Source organism: Chitinophaga sp. (assembly GCF_039596155.1).
Taxonomy (GTDB): Bacteria; Bacteroidota; Bacteroidia; order Chitinophagales; family Chitinophagaceae; genus Chitinophaga.
Genome location: NZ_JBCNKF010000058.1, coordinates 1 through 18,814, shown reverse-complemented (window position 1 = coordinate 18,814; position 18,814 = coordinate 1). Strand labels below are relative to the sequence as shown.

Sequence of the window (18,814 nt, the reverse complement as noted above, 5' to 3'; positions counted from 1 at the left end):
TTTGCCGTAAGCTTCCTTCAGATTCCACTTCGCAGTGGACACCCTTGCTCTTGGCTAATGGTTGGCGATTACAAACCCCCATAACGGACTTCCACCGTCAAGTTTATCGCCATGCATGGCGCACATGCAAAAAGTCGCTTCTACCTTCGGTAAAAGCGACTTTTTTTAAAGGTGATAGCGTGTGACTGCTATTTATCTTTCAACCCTGTATAATGTATATGATTGCCCAGCCTTTGTTTGTAACGCATATACAAACCCGTGATCTGCATCTTTCGGTTTCACGGCCGCCAATTGAGTAGTTCCATCTGCTTTAATGCGTTGTGGCACCCGTAGCATGCAGGTACCATTTTTAGTAGCATGGATGGTTACACTGGTGAGCATTCCTCCTTTCCAGTCCATATCCACAGTATACCCGCCTTGCGCCAGCAATCCTTTCACTTTACCGGTATTCCATACATCAGGGAGAGCGGGTAATAAATGCAGTGTGCCAGTCTGGCTTTGCAACAGCATTTGCGCAATACCAGAAGTTCCTCCAAAATTACCATCAATCTGGAATGGAGGGTGAGCACAGAACAGGTTCGCATAAGTACCGCCTGCATGGTGCATCTGAATACCACTTTCTCCCGTCAGGGTAAGCAATTCCTTCAGGAGTTTGTGGGCGTGGTTACCATCCAGCAATCTTGCCCAGGTATTGATTTTCCATGCCTTGCTCCAACCGGTACCACCGTCTCCACGTATTTCAAGGCTTTTTCTGCACGCAGCGGCCAGCTCAGGTGTTGTAATGGGAGAAATCTGATTGCCCGGGAAAAGGCCAAATAAATGAGAAATATGACGGTGCTGAGGGTCTTCATCCTCCCAGTCCTTATACCATTCCTGCAGGTTGCCTTTCTTGCCGACCTGCAATGGATATAATTTTGCCAATGCCTGTTTTACGGAATCAGCAAAGGCGGCATCCTTACCCAATACATCCGCAGCAGCGATTACGTTGGTGAAGAGATTATGGATCACTGACATATCCATGGTGGTAGCCAGAGATACAGCACCATGTTCTCCCTTATCAGTAATAAAGATATTTTCAGGAGAAGTAGCGGGTGCTGTTACCAGGTGTCCTTCTTTATCTGGTACCAGCCAGCCCAGGCTAAACTGCGCCGCGGCCTTCATGATCGGGTAAGCGGTGTCTTTTAAGAATGCCTTGCTTCCACTGTATTCATAGTGTTGCCAGAGGAACTGACAGAGCCAGTTACCCCCCATCATCCAGTTCGCCCAGTTAGGATCTCCTTTACCAATATCACCTACCGGATTGGAGGTAGCCCATATATCTGTATTATGATGCGCTACCCAGCCATTGAGGTTATAGAAGTTTTTAGCAGTGTAACGTCCTGTCACCGCCAGTTCCCTGAGCAGATCGTACAGCGGTTGCTGCATTTCCATCAGGTTACATTCCTCTGCCGGCCAGTAGTTCATTTCTGTATTGATATTAATAGTGTAGTTGGAACTCCATGGAGCACGCAGTTCCTTGTTCCAGATCCCCTGCAGGTTGGCAGGAGCACCCTTGGTGCGGGAACAGGAGATGAGCAGGTAACGGCCATACTGGAAATACATTGATTCAAGCGATGGATCCTCATCACCTGCTGTATACCGGCGCAGACGCTCATCTGTAGGTAAAGCGGCTGCAGCTTCTCCTCCATCTATTGTAAATTGTACCCGGTTGAAGAATTTAGTGTAGTCCTTTATATGGCGGGTACGCAAATCGCTCAGCGTACGCGCTGCCGCTTTGGCGAGTTGTTCGGATGCTATCTTATCTTCATTCAGTCCATCTTTATCAGGACATTTGTCATAACCATTAAAACTGGTGGCACCAGAAACGATTACAGTGACATCCGTTGCGTTCCTGACAGTGATACCGGACGTATCAGTTTTAATTGTACCATCGACACTGATGGCTCTCAGCCTCACTTCGAAGCGCATCCCATTGCAACTACCCGCGGGCTCATATATAATAGGCTCCTTATTGTAATCAACATAATTAGGATCTGCGTGTGAAGGAGCTTTACCTTTGAGAACCAGGTCTTTGCCGTTCACTACATGCTGAGAATGCAGCTGGCTGTTGGCGCTGAGCGTGAAGTTGAGTTGTCCCTTCTTACTGGACTTGAGATGGTAAACGATTACCTGATCTGCGGCAGAAATGAACATTTCTCTTGTATAATCCACACCATTGCTGGTAAAACGGGTGTTTGACTGCGCTTTGGTAAGATCCAGATCACGATAGTAATTCTTTACAGCGCCTTCATCTACCTCCTGGCGGAGGTGCAGATCTCCCATCGGGAGGAATGACTGCGAGTATACACCCTGCATCTTACGAAGCAGGCTATCCGCCTGATGGTAGTTTTCCCTGAAGAGCGCTGCTCTTACCTGTGGCAGGTATTTTGCTGCTTCCGGATTGACGTTGTTATTAACCGGTCCGCCTGACCAGAGTGTGGCTTCGTTAAGCTGGATCAGCTCATCACTGACTTTTCCAAATACCATAGCGCCCAGGCGTCCGTTACCAAGTGGCAACGCCTGGTACCACTCCTTTGCGGGAGCATTGTACCAGAGCTTTAACTGGTTTACCTGCTGTTGAGACCTCACTGCTCCGGCAGTCAAAAGCAGCACGGATAACAGTCCTATTTTGTTTTGTTTCATAACGTTTGTAAAATAAAACTATATTCATGTAAAAGCAACAAAAATGTAACGGAAAGAAACACGTCGCAAACGATTGCACAAAAAAGTTTGCTAAACACTTGGTAATCACTTTAGCCCTCGTTACATTTGTTGTAAATTAATAAGAGCCACCTAATAGGTAAGTGAACAAGTTAAGCGGGGTGGTTGTTTAATCAAGAGCTAATTACCTTATTTACATATAGCAAGCGCTGGAAGATTTTATGGACCTGAGTACCATAACGTGGAATTTTAGCACAAAGGTCGAATTCTTTCGACCTTTCTCTTTTTAAAGACCTTTGACCGTAAAACCCCGATAATATCAAAGTCCCTAAAACCAAACAAAGAAAATACTGTCCGCCACAAAGCACCTCCTTCGTCGCAATGCTGTAAGAATGTCTCCGGAGACACTATGAATGTTCCAATATATTAGTTTGTTGGGATAGATATAATGAATTACCCATCATCGGTTAGTCCTGAAAAATGGGTGTATTCCCGACATTTAACTATATTACAGCCGCGATATGAAAAATTCTTAGTGTGACCATTCAAAGAACGATTGCATTCATCCTGCTGCTGTTTCCATTTACGATACTATGGGCACAAACACCACAGTCTCAGTATCAATTGACCCGGCTCGATATCACACAGGGTCTCTCTGCCAACCAGGTAAACTGTATTTATAAGGACAGCCAGGGCTTCATGTGGTTCGGGACTATGTCCGGACTCAACCGCTATGATGGCTACAACTTTAAAATTTTCAGACAGGATATCAGAGATACAACAACCATCGCCGACAATTTCATTACAGCAATCATGGAGGGCCCTGAAGGCCTGCTTTGGATTACACACAGAAATGGTCAGAATGTATACAATCCCCAACAAGGCAATTTCCAGCGGGATCCCCATCCAGCTCTTACCAGATTTGGGGTACCAGTGGATAGCATCAATAACATTATTAAAGACCTTGATGGCAATTACTGGTTCGTCACACCTAAAGACGGACTCTATTGCTACTCCCCTTCCAATAAAAAAACACACCATTTATTTCCGGGTACACAAATCTCGGACATGGCGCAAGCTCCATCCGGCTTCTGCTGGATCATTCATCCCGACGGGCTGCTGGAGAAAATGGATCCCCACACCCAACAGATCGTTTCCCGCAACCAGCTCCCGACTCCCGTCCATACTGCCTACCAGATTATGGCTGACAAAGATGGCGACTGCTGGCTGTTCAGTAACAACGATATTCAAGGTATTTATTGCTTTAACCAGCGAACAAAAACCTTTACGCACTACGACGAGAACAATGGATTGAACAACAACATCGTTCGCGGTGTAGTACAGGACAATCAGGGACTGATCTGGATCGGCACCGATCATGGTGGACTCAACATCCTCGATAAACAACAACAAAAATTCCGCTACCTCACCAACAATAGTGAAGATCCTAAAAGCCTGAGTCAAAATAGTATCACCACCCTGTATAAAGACAATACTGGCATCATCTGGATCGGTACCTACAAAAAAGGACTGTGCTATTACCACGAGAACATAGTAAAATTCCCCCTTTACCAGCACCAGGTATTTGCATCGAACACGCTTCCATATGACGATGTGAACCGATTCGCGGAAGATGCAAACGGCAACATCTGGATTGGTACAAATGGCGGCGGTCTTATTTACTTCGACAGGACCAAAAATACTTACAGACAATACCTTCACAGTACTTCAAACCCCAACTCTCCCAGCGGAAATGTAATTGTGAGTCTCTGGATAGATCATCAGCAAAAGCTCTGGATAGGCTCTTACTTCGGCGGACTGGATTGCTTCGATGGCAATCGCTTTATTCATTACCGACATGATGCCAGTGATACAAATAGCCTTAGCGACAATAGCATATGGGAAATTTATGAAGATCGTCAGCAAAGACTGTGGATTGGTACATTGGCCGGGGGATTAAATCAGCTGGTGAATAACAAATTCATCCACTACAACGGTAAACTGCGCTCCCCCTATATCTCGGCTCTTCTCGAAGATAAAAAAGGGAATCTTTGGATAGGCACTTCCGAAGGAGTTGATGTGATGAACCCTAAAGGCGAGTTCATGCACTATGATGCAGATCCCAAACACCCCGGTAGTCTTAGTCATAAAAATGTGCTCTGCATATTTGAAGATAGCCGTGGGCAAATATGGATCGGTACAAGTGAAGGTTTAAATCTCTTCATTCCGGCTACCCATCAATTTAAAATATTCAGAAAAGAAGATGGCTTACCGGATAATACTGTTTTGAACATCCTGGAAGATAACAACCACACTCTCTGGATGAGCACTGCCAATGGTTTATCTAACATGCGGGCGCAACATGAGTTTAAAAATTACGACCAGTCAGACGGATTACAGGGAAGGGAATTCAATGAAAATGCAGCGTTAAAAACGCACAAGGGAGAACTTCTTTTTGGCGGTGGTAACGGGTTCAACTTATTCTATCCGCACAATATCACAGTCAATTCAAATATTCCACCAATCGTGTTGACAGATTTCCAGATCTTCAACAAAAGTATGTATCCGGGCGAAAGACTGAATGGACGAATCCTCCTGACAGAAGCCATCAATCAAACCCGGCATATTACTTTGAAGTATAAGGAAAATGAATTCTCTATCAGCTTCGCTGCATTGAATTTCTTTCATCCTGAAAAGAACGGGTACGCCTACATGCTGGAAGGCTTCAATCATGAATGGCTCACAAGCGATGGGCTCTTACGCACCGCCACCTATACGAATCTGGATCCGGGAGAATATACGTTCAAAGTAAAAGCCTCTAACAATGATGGCGTGTGGACCCCGGAACCACTGGAATTACATATCACGATCTTGCCACCCTTCTGGCGAACACCGCTGGCCTTCATCATTTATGGTCTTCTCATTATAGGTGCGTTGATCACCGGCAGACGCGTGATCCTTGAAAGAGAAAGATTCCGTGCCCGCATCGCACAGGAACGGCAGGAAGCAAAGCGTATGCATGAGTTAGATTCACTGAAGATCCGCTTCTTCACGAATATCAGTCATGAATTCCGCACCCCGTTAAGTCTGATTATTACGCCGCTGGAAAGATTACTAAAAAAAGAGATTGAAGGTAATGTACAACAGCAGCTGGTACTGGTACAGCGCAATGCACGTCGCCTGTTAAACCTTGTAAACCAGCTCCTGGACTTCCGTAAAATGGAAGTCCAGGAAATAAAACTTTATACTACAGAAGGCGACATCATTGCTTTTATCAAAGAGCTCACTACTTCGTTCTCTGACCTTTCAGAAAAGAAACAGATCCACCTCGAATTCCATAGTAATATGCCGTCGCTCAGCATGCTTTATGATCCGGACAAAATTGAAAAGATCATTTTTAACCTGCTCAGCAATGCATTCAAGTTTACTCCTGAACAAGGAAAAATTTCTGTCGATTTACAGCTGCAATCAAATGGCCTCCTCGCCATTATGGTGAAGGACACCGGTATCGGCATTCCATTAGAGCAACAGGAACGTATTTTCGAACGGTTCTTCCAGCACGACATCCCCGGCTCTCTCGTGAATCAGGGCAGCGGTATTGGCTTAAGTATTACAAAGGAATTTGTAAAGCTCCACGGTGGTTCTATCAGCGTAGACAGTGCACCTGGCATGGGTAGCGCTTTCACTGTATTGCTTCCGGTCAATGGTATTCAAACAGCTGCCAAAGTCGTGGCTCAACATACTTCCATTATGGAACCACAGACGCAGGATGCACCCGCTGCTTATACTGGAAAGAAACCAGTCATCTTATTAGTAGAAGATAGTGAAGATTTCCGCTTTTATTTAAAAGATAACCTTAGTCAGTATTTTCATATAATGGATGCTCCCAATGGGCTGGCAGGCTGGAATATCCTGCAACACACAATTCCTGCCATCGTGGTAAGTGATGTAAGTATGCCCGAAATGGACGGACTGGAGCTCTGTCGTAAAATCCGTCAACAGCCCCGCACGGCGCACCTGCCTGTGATCCTGCTCACAGCCCGCGCGTCGGAAGAAGATCAGCTGGAAGCCCTTGATAATGGCGCTTCTGAATACATTACCAAACCGTTCAATTTCGAAATGCTGTTATCACGCATAAGAAACATCATTACACAGCAACAATCCCTGAGGAAAACCTTCCAGCAGCATATAGAAGCCCATCCGGAGGAAATTGCCATCTCTTCGCAGGATGAACAGTTTATACAACAGGCATTACAAATTGTAGAGAAGAATATTAGTAACCCCGACTTCTCTGTAGAAGAGCTAAGCCGTGAACTTTTCATGAGCAGAGTCTCTGTTTACAAGAAAATACTCACATTAACAGGTAAGCCCCCAATTGAATTTATCAGATCCATAAGACTCAAGCGGGCAGCTCAATTGCTCGAAAAAAGCCAGTTGACAATCGCCGAGATTGCTTACGAAGTAGGATTTAATAACCCCAAGTATTTTTCCCGTTACTTTAAACTGGAATACGGTGTACTCCCCTCTGCCTATAAGGGTAAGATTGAATAAAATAACCACAGTCAGGCCTATACAAACTCCAATCATCCGCACCGATGATGTCCATCATTTCCCACCAACCCACTTATCACCATCTTGCACTCAGATCGGAACATATAACCGATGAACGCTTTAAATCCAATTTACCATGTATCACTCAGCAATCATCAGAAAAGGAATCGCCACATTACTGTTCGTTCATCTTATCGTAGCGGCAGCATTTGCACAGACTAAAACCCTGGTAGTAAGCGGCATAAATCTTAAAGTAAACGGTACATCTACCCTCCACGACTGGGAAATGAAAGCAACTTCAGGCACCTGTACAGCTGATCTTACTTTCACCCCTTCCGGTCAGTTGGCCACTATACCAGAACTGAGCTACACCGTACCTGTAAACTCACTCAAGAGTGAACACAGCGGCATGGACGACAACGCATATAAAGCTTTAAAAGCTAAAGCAAATCCAAATATCACTTTAAAACTCACTTCTTCCACAGTAGCTGCAGATGGTTCCATCAAAGCACAAGGTCAACTGACTATCGCTGGTGTCACTAAAGTGATAGATCTGACTGCAAAAGCAACTACTACCAATGGCGGTAAATCAGTAGCCATCAAAGGAAGTAAGGCACTGAACATGACTGACTTCGGTGTAACTCCTCCATCCTTCATGATGGGTGCCATGAAAACTGGTAATGCTGTAACTATCACCTACGAGTTTACACTTCACCAATAAGTTACACTTCATCAATAATAAAACCACTAACCACTACACATTATTTTAAATCGATTGCCATGAAAACAAAAATGCGTCTGCAATACATAGTGTTGCTTTGCGTCGGCCTCTTTCCAATTACCTTGATGGCGCAAGACCGGAACATTCCAAACTGGAGACCATACGATAAAACTGGTATCAACGTTTTCGAAGGAGCTAAAGATACCTCTACTTACTTCAACGGTATTAAACCTAGAATCGGCGCTGGTTTCACCATGCAGTTTCAGAATCTGAAACACGAGAATCCAGGTGCACTGAATAATAACGTAGGTTCCTTCTCAGGCGGAACTTCTGTAGCCGGTAATAAGCTGAAAGATATCACAGCCGGATTCCAGACAGCTCAGGCTAACCTGTACTTCGATGTACCGCTGGCTCCTGGTATCACTATGAACTTAACTTTATACCTGTCTTCCAAACACCACAATGAAACCTGGGTAAAAGGCGGTTATATCCAGATCGATAAGATGCCATTCCAAAGCGCCTTCTTCGATGAGATCATGAAATATGCCACCATCAAAGTTGGTCACATGGAAGTAGACTATGGTGATGCTCACTACCGTAGAAGTGATGGTGGTCAAACGCTCTACAATCCTTTCATGGAAGGTAACATCATGGACGCCTTCGCCACAGAAATCGGTGCAGAAGTTTACCTGAAACACAACGGTCTGTTCGGTATGGTTGGTGTAACCAACGGTCTGATCAAAGGTAACATTGACTCCTTATATTATAAGAGCAATCCTGATGGCAAATTACACAAATCTCCATCTCTGCTGGCTAAAGTAGGCTTTGACAAGAAACTGGCTGAAAAATTCCGCCTCCGTGCAAGCCTGAGCTACTACGGTAACCAGAGCAGTGCAAGTAACACACTGTATGGTGGCGATCGCTCCGGTTCCAACTACCAATATGTGATGGAAGAGGCTTCTGCCAACCCAAGCAGCACAACTGGTGCAGGTACTCCGCTGGCATTCTCCGGCCGTTTCAACCCTGGCTTCACCAAAAAAGTAAACGCTGGTATGTTCAACGTATTTGCTAAATACAGTGGCCTGGAAGTATTCGGTACTTATGAAAAAGCAAGTGGTCGTACAGCTGCTGAAACTAAAACAAGAGATGCAAGCCAATATGCAATAGATGCAGTATATCGTTTCTTCCCTAAAGAAAATGTTTTCCTGGGTGTAAGATATAACGAAGTAACTGCCCGCCCTGCAAACAGCGCAAACGGTACCGGTGCAGGTGCTATCACCTACACACAGGATGTGAAAGTGAATCGCGTAGCAGTAGCAGCAGGTTGGTTTGTTACTAACAATATCCTGATGAAAGGTGAATACGTGGTGCAGAAATACAAAGACTTCCCTACAGCAGATTATCGCAGTGGTGGTAAGTTCAATGGATACGTGATCGAAGCAGTGGTTGGGTTCTAATCTTTCAATGTCTGATAGTGTATCAATTTGAAAAAGGCCCTCCCCAAAAAGGAGGGCCTTTTTTACTTCTTCTACCTTGTCACAATGCGCACACTTACTTTCATATTGACAATTTTCTGTCTCCTGGCCTTCAAAACACCAGCTCCCCGCGGAGTAAAATGGGTAGTTCTCAACAACATCCTTGTACGGGTGAGCGGCAGCACCAACGTAAATAAATTCAGCTGCGAAATTAAAAATTACCCAAACAGAGATACCCTCATCTGCTACCAGAACAATGGCTCAGAAATCGTGCACCTCAGTGGTAAACTGGAAATGGCCGTATTTGATTTCGACTGTCTGGACAAAATGATGACCCACGACCTGCGCGAAACCCTCAAAGCCAGACAACACCCTTCCCTCCGTATCGCCCTCTTATCCCTCCAGAAATACCCTTCCCTGAATGGCGCCCCAGAACAATTATGCGGTAACGTCGCCATCGAACTGGCAGGCGTAACCAAAGATATGTCACTCTACCTGACCACCTCCACCGACGATCAAAAGATGGTTCATATGACCGGTTCTAAAAATATTCACTTCTCCGACTTCGGCCTGATACCTCCCCGGAAATTTGGCGGCATGATCCGCGCCAAAGATGACCTAACAGTTACCTTTCAATTCAACTTTAAAGTAATCGACTGATAATCAATTACTATTTATCAAAACATACCCTTCAGATTTTCTGTTTAGTTAACATTTTGACCCCTAATTGAAAACATTACCCTACCCTGTGTCTGGTAGCAGAAGGCTACATTTGTCCGCACTCGAACCTCAACCAACAACGAGTAAGACAAATTCCACAGATCATGAAGAATATCCGAATCCTACCGATTGTGATTATTTCCTGTTGCTTCCAATTTTGCCATGCTCAACGTGTGGAGAAATTGAAAGATGGCTTACTGATTACTTTGGACAAACCAGGAGCAGGCGGTGTAAAACAGGTTAAACTACAGGTGATCAATGACAAAATTATAAGGGTCGCTGCTTCGCCGGAAGACAAAATCTCCGGCACACCGAGCCTGATATCGGTAGTCGGTACAAACACAGATGCAAAATGGACATATACGAACGACAAGTATTTAGTCTCACTGAAAACCAATAGTGTAACAACCACTGTAGATCTCACTACCGGCATTGTGAGCTTTAAGGATGCCCAGGGTAACACCATCATAAACGAAGGAGGGAAGGCTTTTACCCCTGTAACGATAGACGGTAAAAAGCTTTTCCGACTTCAACAACTCTTTGATTCTCCGGCAGACGAAGCCTTCTATGGTCTGGGTCAGCCACAAACAGGGCTCATGAACTATAAAGACCAGGACGTGGACCTCACCCAATACAATAGCCAGGTAGCTGTCCCCTTCGTCTTGTCAAGCCGTCATTATGGTATTCTTTGGGATAATTACTCCATTACCCGCTTTGGAGATGACCGCCCATACGAAGAGCTGGGTACCCTGAATCTGACCGACAAAAAGGGTCAGAAAGGGGTGCTGACAGCGACTTATGGTATGCGGTCTCAGAAAGACAGCGTATTTCTGCAACGGGGAGAATCTAAAATTGACTACTCCTTCCTTCCCTCACTCAAAACTATTCCGCAAGGCTATCCAATGGCCAGAGGCATTGTGACCTGGGAAGGAAAGGTCAGCCCTAAAGAAAACGGCGACCAGAAATTTTATGTTTCGGCCTCCGGTTACATCAGGATATGGATCGACGGAATATTGATGCTGGACAAATGGCGGGAGGGCTGGAATCCCGGTCCTTCCGTCTTTAAAAAGACTATGCTGACAGGCCAGCAACATGACCTGAAGGTCGAGTGGATTCCCGAATCAAACCAGGCATTTATCTCCCTCAAACATCTCCCTCCTACTCCCGAACGCCTGAAAGATAAAATGGCATTCACCTCCGAGGCTGGTGAAAAGATCGACTACTACTTCATATATGGTGCACACCCCGATGAGGTGATCAATGGCTACCGTACTATAACCGGCAAGGCTACAATCCTCCCTGAATGGGCTATGGGATTCTGGCAAAGCAGGGAAAGATACAAGACCCAGAAAGATGTCATCAGCACCGTACAGGAATTCAGGAAGAGACAGATTCCGCTGGATAATATCGTCATGGACTGGTCTTACTGGCAGGAAAATGCCTGGGGAAGCCAGGACTTTGACCGTGCCAGATTCCCGGATCCCAAAGGCATGATCGACTCGCTTCATAATCTTTATCATACCCACTTCATGATTTCAGTATGGCCTAAGTTCTACAAAGATATTCCGAACTACAAGCTGATGAATGACAAAGGTTATCTCTATACCCAAAGTATCAGGGATACCATTCGGGACTGGATCGGTAAAGGCTACATTTCTACTTTCTACGATGCCTTCAATCCGGATGCCAGAAAAGCCTTCTGGGCAATGATAGACAAGCACTTATTCAGCAAAGGCGTAGACGCCTGGTGGCTGGATGCCACTGAGCCTGACATTCTGAGTAATGCCACGATCGATTATCGCAAACAGCTGATGAATCCCACTGCTCTGGGCCCATCTACACAATACTTCAATCCTTTCGCCCTTATGAATGCAAAAGGCATTTATGAAGGTCAGCGGAAAGCGAATCCTGATCAGCGCGTATTTATCCTCACCCGCTCTGCATTTGCCGGCTTACAACGGTATGGCGCCGCCACCTGGAGTGGTGACATCGCTGCCCGTTTCGATGAACTGGCTAGGCAAATACCCGCAGGTCTGAACTTTTGTATGTCCGGCTTACCTTACTGGACCACTGATATTGGAGGCTTTTACGTGGAAGATAAATATGACAAACCAGATCCACAGGGCGAAAACTTACAGGAATGGCGGGAACTGAATGCCCGCTGGTATCAATACGGGGCCTTTTGTCCATTGTTCCGTGCCCACGGCCAGTATCCATACCGGGAAGTGTATAATATCGCTCCGGAGAACAGTCCGGAATACCAATCTATCGTTTACTATGACCGGCTGCGTTACAGGTTAATGCCGTATATCTATTCACTCGCCGGACAGACCTATCATAACGACTACACGATAATGCGGGGCCTTATTATGGACTTTGACCAGGATACGGTGGTTCGTCATATAGGAGACCAGTTTATGTTCGGACCTGCCTTCCTGGTTAGCCCTGTTTATGCTTATAAAGCACGTACACGTGCGCTTTACTTACCTGCCGGCCAGGGATGGTACAATCTGTATGACGGCAGCTATACCGACGGCGGACAGCACATCACGGCTGCGGCACCGCTCAATCGCATTCCGCTCTATATAAAGGCAGGCAGCATCATACCATTTGGCCCGGCAATCCAATACACCAGCCAGCGACCTGCCGATACCATTACTTTATATATCTATGGCGGCAGCAACGGAAAGTTCACCCTCTATGAGGATGAAGGCCTGAACTATAATTACGAGAAAGGGGCATTCAGCACTATAGAATTTAAATACAATGATGCTGACAATACATTGTTATTGGGTAAGCGGGCAGGTGAATTTCCGGGTATGCTGCAAAAACGTAGTTTCCGTATCGTGAAAGTCGACAAGACACATCCAATGGTATTTGACCTGACCGACAGCAAAGGCCAGCTGGTACAATATAATGGCAATGAACAAACGATCCATATAAATTAATAAATCCTAAACCACCTCAATGAAAGGAACATTTAACACGTTGTGAACACAATTTATTTCGTCGACCATCAATTCAACACTCATCCAGAAACAAACATTCTAACATTATGAAAACTGCTTACAAAATCCACGATTTTGTGGCTGCATCCTGGGGGATCAGGGGCATTCTGCTTATCGCAATGCTGCTGACCGGTACGATGACTATTGCTCAGACCAACTCTCACCCGCTGGAAGGAAGAGTATCCACAGCAGGTAAAGATGAACCACTACCCGGCGCCAGCGTGCGTGTCAAAGGCACCACCAATGGTGCTATCACCGATGTAAACGGCCGTTTCCACCTGCAGGTTAAAGATGGAGACTCACTCGAAATCACCCTGATGGGATTTGAGAAACAGGTAGTTGCCGTAAACGGACAAAATATCGCTGTCCGGTTAACTGAAGGCACAAAAACAATTGAAGAAATCGTCGTAGTCGGCTACGGTACCGAGAAGAAAAAACTCGTAACAGGTGCCATCGACCATGTGAACACCAAACAGCTGGAAGAAAACCACTCTCTGCGCGTAGACCAGGCGTTACAAGGCCAGACACCCGGCGTACAGATCTCTACCGTATCTGCTCAACCTGGTGAGGCCATGAAAGTACGCATCCGCGGTACAGGTACCGTGGGTACCGCAGATCCTATTTTTATCGTCGATGGCGTGCCGATCTCCGATATATCTTACCTGAACGCAGCCGATATTGCTGGTATTGACGTACTGAAAGATGCAGCTTCTTCTGCTATTTATGGTTCCCGTGGCGCAAACGGGGTGGTGCTGATCACAACGATCAAAGGTAAGAACACCCAGACCAGGCTGTCTTATGATGCCTATTATGGGGTGCAGAATCCTACCCACAAATCCGCATTGTTAAATGCGCATGATTATGGGGTGATCATGAATGAAATGGCCATCAACTCAGGCAACAGTCCTTACTTTACCACACAGCAACTAAGTACGCTGGGTAAAGGCACTGACTGGCAGGAAGCCATGTACAATAAGCGCGCCCCCATGATGAACCACAGCATTAACATCTCTGGTGGTAATGAAAGGTCTGTATATTCATCCTCCGTTTCTTATACCAAACAGGATGGTATCATCGGCTTTAAAGGGCAATCCAGATACGAACGCATTAACTTCCGCATCAATTCTGAACATAAAGCTTATAAAGATCTGCTCACCTTTGGCCAGAACCTTACTTATTCCCGATCTGCAAAAAGCGGCGTAGGTGTGAGCAACATTTATGACAATACCATGCACGGTGTGTTGAATGTTAGTCCGCTGTTCAATGTGTATGACTCTACCGGGGCCTTTGGTAAGTCTTCCTGGAACGTAGGTGAAGCAAATCCTGTAGCAATGATGTATTATAAGTATCAGAACAAAAACACTTACGACCGCATCGTAGGTGACGCTTACCTGCAGGCTACACCGATCAAAGGACTGAGCATCCGCTCTGACTTTGGTGTAAACCTGATGTATACCAATACCAATAGCTATACACCTGTATACGACCTCTCTACTACAGAATATAACATTCACTCACAGGCCAATCAGGGCATGCAACGCGACGCTACCTGGAACTGGGATAACACCGTGAACTACCAGCGACAGATCGGCAAACACAACATCTCCGCATTGGCTGGTCTAAACACACTTGAAACCACTTACTTCTTTGTTAATGGTTACAAACAGGATCTCACCAAAACAGGACTGGACAATGCCATTATCAACAACGGTACAACTGATAGTACCCAGCGGATATATGGTTCCAAAGGTTCTTCCGCACTACTCTCCTACTTTGGTCGTGTAGGTTACAACTATGCCGAGAAGTATATGTTCACGGCCATCTTCCGGGTAGATGGATCTACCGCATTTGGTGCCAATAACCGTTATGGTAAATTCCCGTCCTTCTCTGCAGGTTGGGTACCTACCAATGAACCATTACTGCACGTGAACTGGCTCAATTTCCTGAAAATCCGCGCTGGCTGGGGTCAGAACGGCAACCTGCCTTCTGCCCAATACCAATACCTGTCTACGATCTCTACCCGATACCTGGGTTACTACTTCGGTAGCGGCGACATCGCTTATGTAGGTGCGGCACCTATCAAAACAGCCAATCCTGATCTGAAATGGGAAACATCTGAGCAGACTAACATCGGCTTTGATGCGATCCTCTTCAAAGACATCAGCCTGACTGTAGACCTGTATCGCAAGATGACGAAAGACTGGCTGGTAAGTGTGAACACCCCCGCTATTTCCGGTGCGACTACCGCACTCGTAAACGGTGGTGATGTACGCAACCAGGGTATTGAAGCAGCGCTTGGCTGGGATCATCAGTTCAATGAATTCAAACTGGGCGTAAATGCAAACCTCTCTGTGAATCGGAACAAAGTGACCGACATTCCTAACAAGGAAAAAATTATCAACGGTGCCACTGCCGTTACCTATGCCAGCATGCCCGAGTTCTACCGTGCACAGAAAGGATTTCCGATGGGTTACTTCTACGGGTACAAGACGGATGGTATCTTCCAGAACACCGCCGAAATAGCTGCCTACAAAGGAAAAGATGGCGCTCCTATACAACCGGATGCACAACCGGGAGACGTTCGCTTCAAGGACCTGAATGGCGATGGTGTGATCAATGCAAGCGACGAAACCATGATCGGCAACCCATTCCCTAAATTCACATACGGCTTTAATGTGAATATGGGTTACAAGGGCTTTGACCTGACGGTAGCTATCTACGGTAGCCAGGGTAACCAGATCTGGGATGGTACACATGACTTCTCCAGCCCACTCAACAACTACAACGCTGAAATCCTGGGCCGCTGGACAGGGGAAGGTACTTCTCACAAAATTCCACGTATAACGGATGGTGCTGAACTGAATCAGAACTGGATCCGCTCTTCTGACCTGTACATCAAGAACGGTTCTTTCCTCCGTGTCAAGAGTGTGAACCTGGGCTATGACTTCAAGAAGTTATTCCCCGAAATGCCTATTCAACAATTAAGATTATACGTGTCCGGTACTAACCTGTTTACGTTCACCAAATACAAAGGAATCGATCCTGAAATCGGGTATGGTCCCAGCGGTTGGGCTTCCGGCATCGACGTGGGTACCTATCCACAACCTAAAACTTTGTTACTGGGTCTGAGCGTAAAATTCTAAAATATTCCACATGAAAAAGATATTCTTAGCAGCTATAGCCATCGCGTTCTTTGCCGCTTGTAGCAAAAGCTTCCTTGAACGCTCTCCCATAGACGAACAGACGGAAGAGTCTTTCTATAAAACACCGGAACAGGCATTGCAGGCACTTGTGTCCGTGTACAATCAGCTGGAAATCGGAGACTATGATAATATCCACCTGGTATCTGAAATCGCCAGCGACGACTGTTTTGGTGGTGGCGGTACTTCTGATCTTGTATGGAAACAATGGGATCGCTTCGAAGCAAGTTCTAATATGAACCTGACGCTCTGGCAAAAATACTATACAGGTATTTATAGAGCCAATGTCCTGTTGTCAAAAATAGATAATGTAAGCTGGGGCAGCGACAGTACGCTGAAAACGCAGTACACCGCCGAAGCACGTTTCCTGAGAGCCTACTTCTATTTTGACCTGGTAAGGTTATTTGGAAATATACCGATGACCACTAAACCACTTATACCAAGTGAACTGAACATGCCCCAGTCTGATCCTTCCGTGGTATATGCACAGATTGCAGAAGACCTGAAGTATGCAGCAGATAATCTGCCTGCTACACCGTATGGAAGCATTTCCTCTGCCAACTATGGCAGGGTAAACAAGTGGGCGGCTGCTTCCCTGATAGGCCGCGTATTCCTCTATTATACTGGCTACTATAGCCAGAATGATCTGGCTGGTGTCATTACAAAAGCACAGGCTGTGACTTACCTGGACAATGTAATCAACAATGGTGGATATGGACTGGTAGATACCTTCGCGAATCTCTGGCAGTCAGCACTCACCCGCTTTGTAGGAGAAGATAATAAGGAAACCGTGTGGTCTATTAAGTTCACATACAAAGGTCTTGGCAACTGGGATCAGCACAATGGTAACCGTATGCAGGTAGACATCGCTATCCGTAACCAGGTATTAGACCCTTACTACAAAGGATGGGGCGCTGGTACGGTAAACAGTAGTCTCTGGAATGCATACGACAATAATGACACCCGTCGTGGTGCGGGTATTATCTCCATCCAGAATGAGAACCTCACCACTTATGCACAGGGTGACCAGGCACAATACACCGGTTATTTCTGGAAGAAATACACCCCCATGAACGCTGGGAATGCAGTTGAAATGGGCGGCGACTTCCAGATCGACAATTACTACGATGACGTAGTCATCCGCTATTCTGATGTGTTGCTAATGGCTGCAGAGCTGAACCTGGATGGGAACTTAGCTAAAGCACAGGATTATTATAACAAGGTACGCGACAGAGCCTTTTTAAGTACCAGCTACCGTAAAACGCTGACTGCAGATGCAGCAGGTAAAACACTGATCATGAATGAGCGCCGGCTGGAACTGGCGCTGGAAGGCCAACGCTACTGGGATTTGCTTCGCCAGGGTGTAGCTGTTGCCAAAGCTGCGATTGACAACGCTGGCTCCTCTGATATGACGGTGAGCTTCCCCGCCGCAACAAAAGGCTTGTTTAAAATTCCGGAACAGGAAATCAGTTTGTCTAATGGCGTATATCAGCAAAATGCCGGTTGGTGATTTTATAATTCCACAAATCTGTTAAAAATGAAAAACTATATTATACTGTCACTGCTGGTACTGGCTTGTACATTTACCGCCTGCACCAAAGAAGATAGTGAAAGCATGGGATCTCCCACTATTGCACAATCCAGCCTGAAATTTTCTGTCACACAGAAAAATGGCTATGATAATATTGTGTACCTGAATAGCCAGACAAGTGGCGGATATATTCCATTCTGGCAATATACCGGCGGGTTCTCCAAAAAAATGCTGGATACAATTAACTTACCTTTTGCAGGCAATTACTGGATCAAATATACCGTGTACACGTCCGGTGGTCCGGTAGGAGATTCTACACAAATTACCGTGTCTGAAAACGACCCGGAATATTTCAGTAGTGCATTATGGAACCTGCTGGCAAATGGTGCAGAGGGTAAAACATGGGTATGGGCGGTGGATGTGCCTACCCTATACTGTTATGGCAATGGTCCGGGAGATGCTACTACACCCGCCTGGTGGACCAATGGTTTAAGTTATCTGCAATCTGTAGGTGTGCAGAATGATGAAATGACCTTTGACCTGAATGGTGCAAAGAACTTTACTTTTAACCACAACGGCACATTAAAGAAAGCCATCTTTGACCTGGACACAACCGCGCATACCGTGAAGATAACAGGTAGTGATATCAGCTTAGGTACAAAAGCCACGTATACGATCGTGAAACTGAACACAAATGAACTGACGCTGGTGGAACAGGGAGATGGCTGGCGAAACATCTGGCTATTTAAAAGAAAAGGATATATTTATTAAGGGTGATAACAAGAGGGTGTCTCATAAATAAATGAGGCACCCTCTTTTATTTGTATAAAAAAATGTATTGTTAATCAATATTTTATTAACTCTTCCTATATTTAAATATGGCAAGAGGTAAAACTTTATCCGTAGTA

Annotated in this window: 9 protein-coding genes; 8 read left to right on the top strand and 1 reads right to left on the bottom strand. The window is 45.7% G+C overall.

The window, feature by feature from the left end; translation table 11 throughout:
- Positions 1-192: 192 nt before the first annotated feature.
- Complete coding sequence (locus tag ABDW33_RS30920; protein WP_343693952.1) at positions 193-2,682, bottom strand: glycoside hydrolase family 95 protein; 2,490 nt, start codon at positions 2,680-2,682, stop codon at positions 193-195.
- Between the two features lie 555 nt (positions 2,683-3,237).
- On the opposite strand from ABDW33_RS30920, the gene ABDW33_RS30915 reads away from it, so the two are divergent.
- From ABDW33_RS30915 to ABDW33_RS30880, 8 genes are all read left to right on the top strand, one after another.
- Positions 3,238-7,251 (top strand): two-component regulator propeller domain-containing protein, encoded by a 4,014-nt coding sequence (locus ABDW33_RS30915; protein ID WP_343693951.1) that lies wholly within the window; start codon positions 3,238-3,240, stop codon positions 7,249-7,251.
- Between the two features lie 136 nt (positions 7,252-7,387).
- Complete coding sequence (locus ABDW33_RS30910; protein WP_343693950.1) at positions 7,388-7,972, top strand: YceI family protein; 585 nt, start codon at positions 7,388-7,390, stop codon at positions 7,970-7,972.
- A 59-nt stretch (positions 7,973-8,031) separates the two neighbouring features.
- Positions 8,032-9,429 (top strand): hypothetical protein, encoded by a 1,398-nt coding sequence (locus tag ABDW33_RS30905; RefSeq protein ID WP_343693949.1) that lies wholly within the window; start codon positions 8,032-8,034, stop codon positions 9,427-9,429.
- A gap of 84 nt (positions 9,430-9,513) precedes the next feature.
- Positions 9,514-10,107, top strand: coding sequence for a YceI family protein (locus ABDW33_RS30900; RefSeq protein ID WP_343693948.1), 594 nt, complete (start codon positions 9,514-9,516; stop codon positions 10,105-10,107).
- 164 nt (positions 10,108-10,271) lie between these two features.
- On the top strand, positions 10,272-13,115 hold the full coding sequence (locus tag ABDW33_RS30895; protein ID WP_343693947.1) for a TIM-barrel domain-containing protein: 2,844 nt from the start codon (positions 10,272-10,274) through the stop codon (positions 13,113-13,115).
- Positions 13,116-13,222: 107 nt separating this feature from the next.
- A complete protein-coding gene (locus ABDW33_RS30890; protein ID WP_343693946.1) occupies positions 13,223-16,318 on the top strand; it encodes a TonB-dependent receptor in 3,096 nt (1,031 codons plus the stop codon).
- Between the two features lie 10 nt (positions 16,319-16,328).
- Positions 16,329-17,885, top strand: a complete 1,557-nt coding sequence (locus tag ABDW33_RS30885) for a RagB/SusD family nutrient uptake outer membrane protein (RefSeq protein ID WP_343693945.1) — start codon at positions 16,329-16,331, stop codon at positions 17,883-17,885.
- Between the two features lie 27 nt (positions 17,886-17,912).
- Positions 17,913-18,677, top strand: a complete 765-nt coding sequence (locus tag ABDW33_RS30880) for a hypothetical protein (protein WP_343693944.1) — start codon at positions 17,913-17,915, stop codon at positions 18,675-18,677.
- The last annotated feature ends 137 nt before the right edge of the window (positions 18,678-18,814 follow it).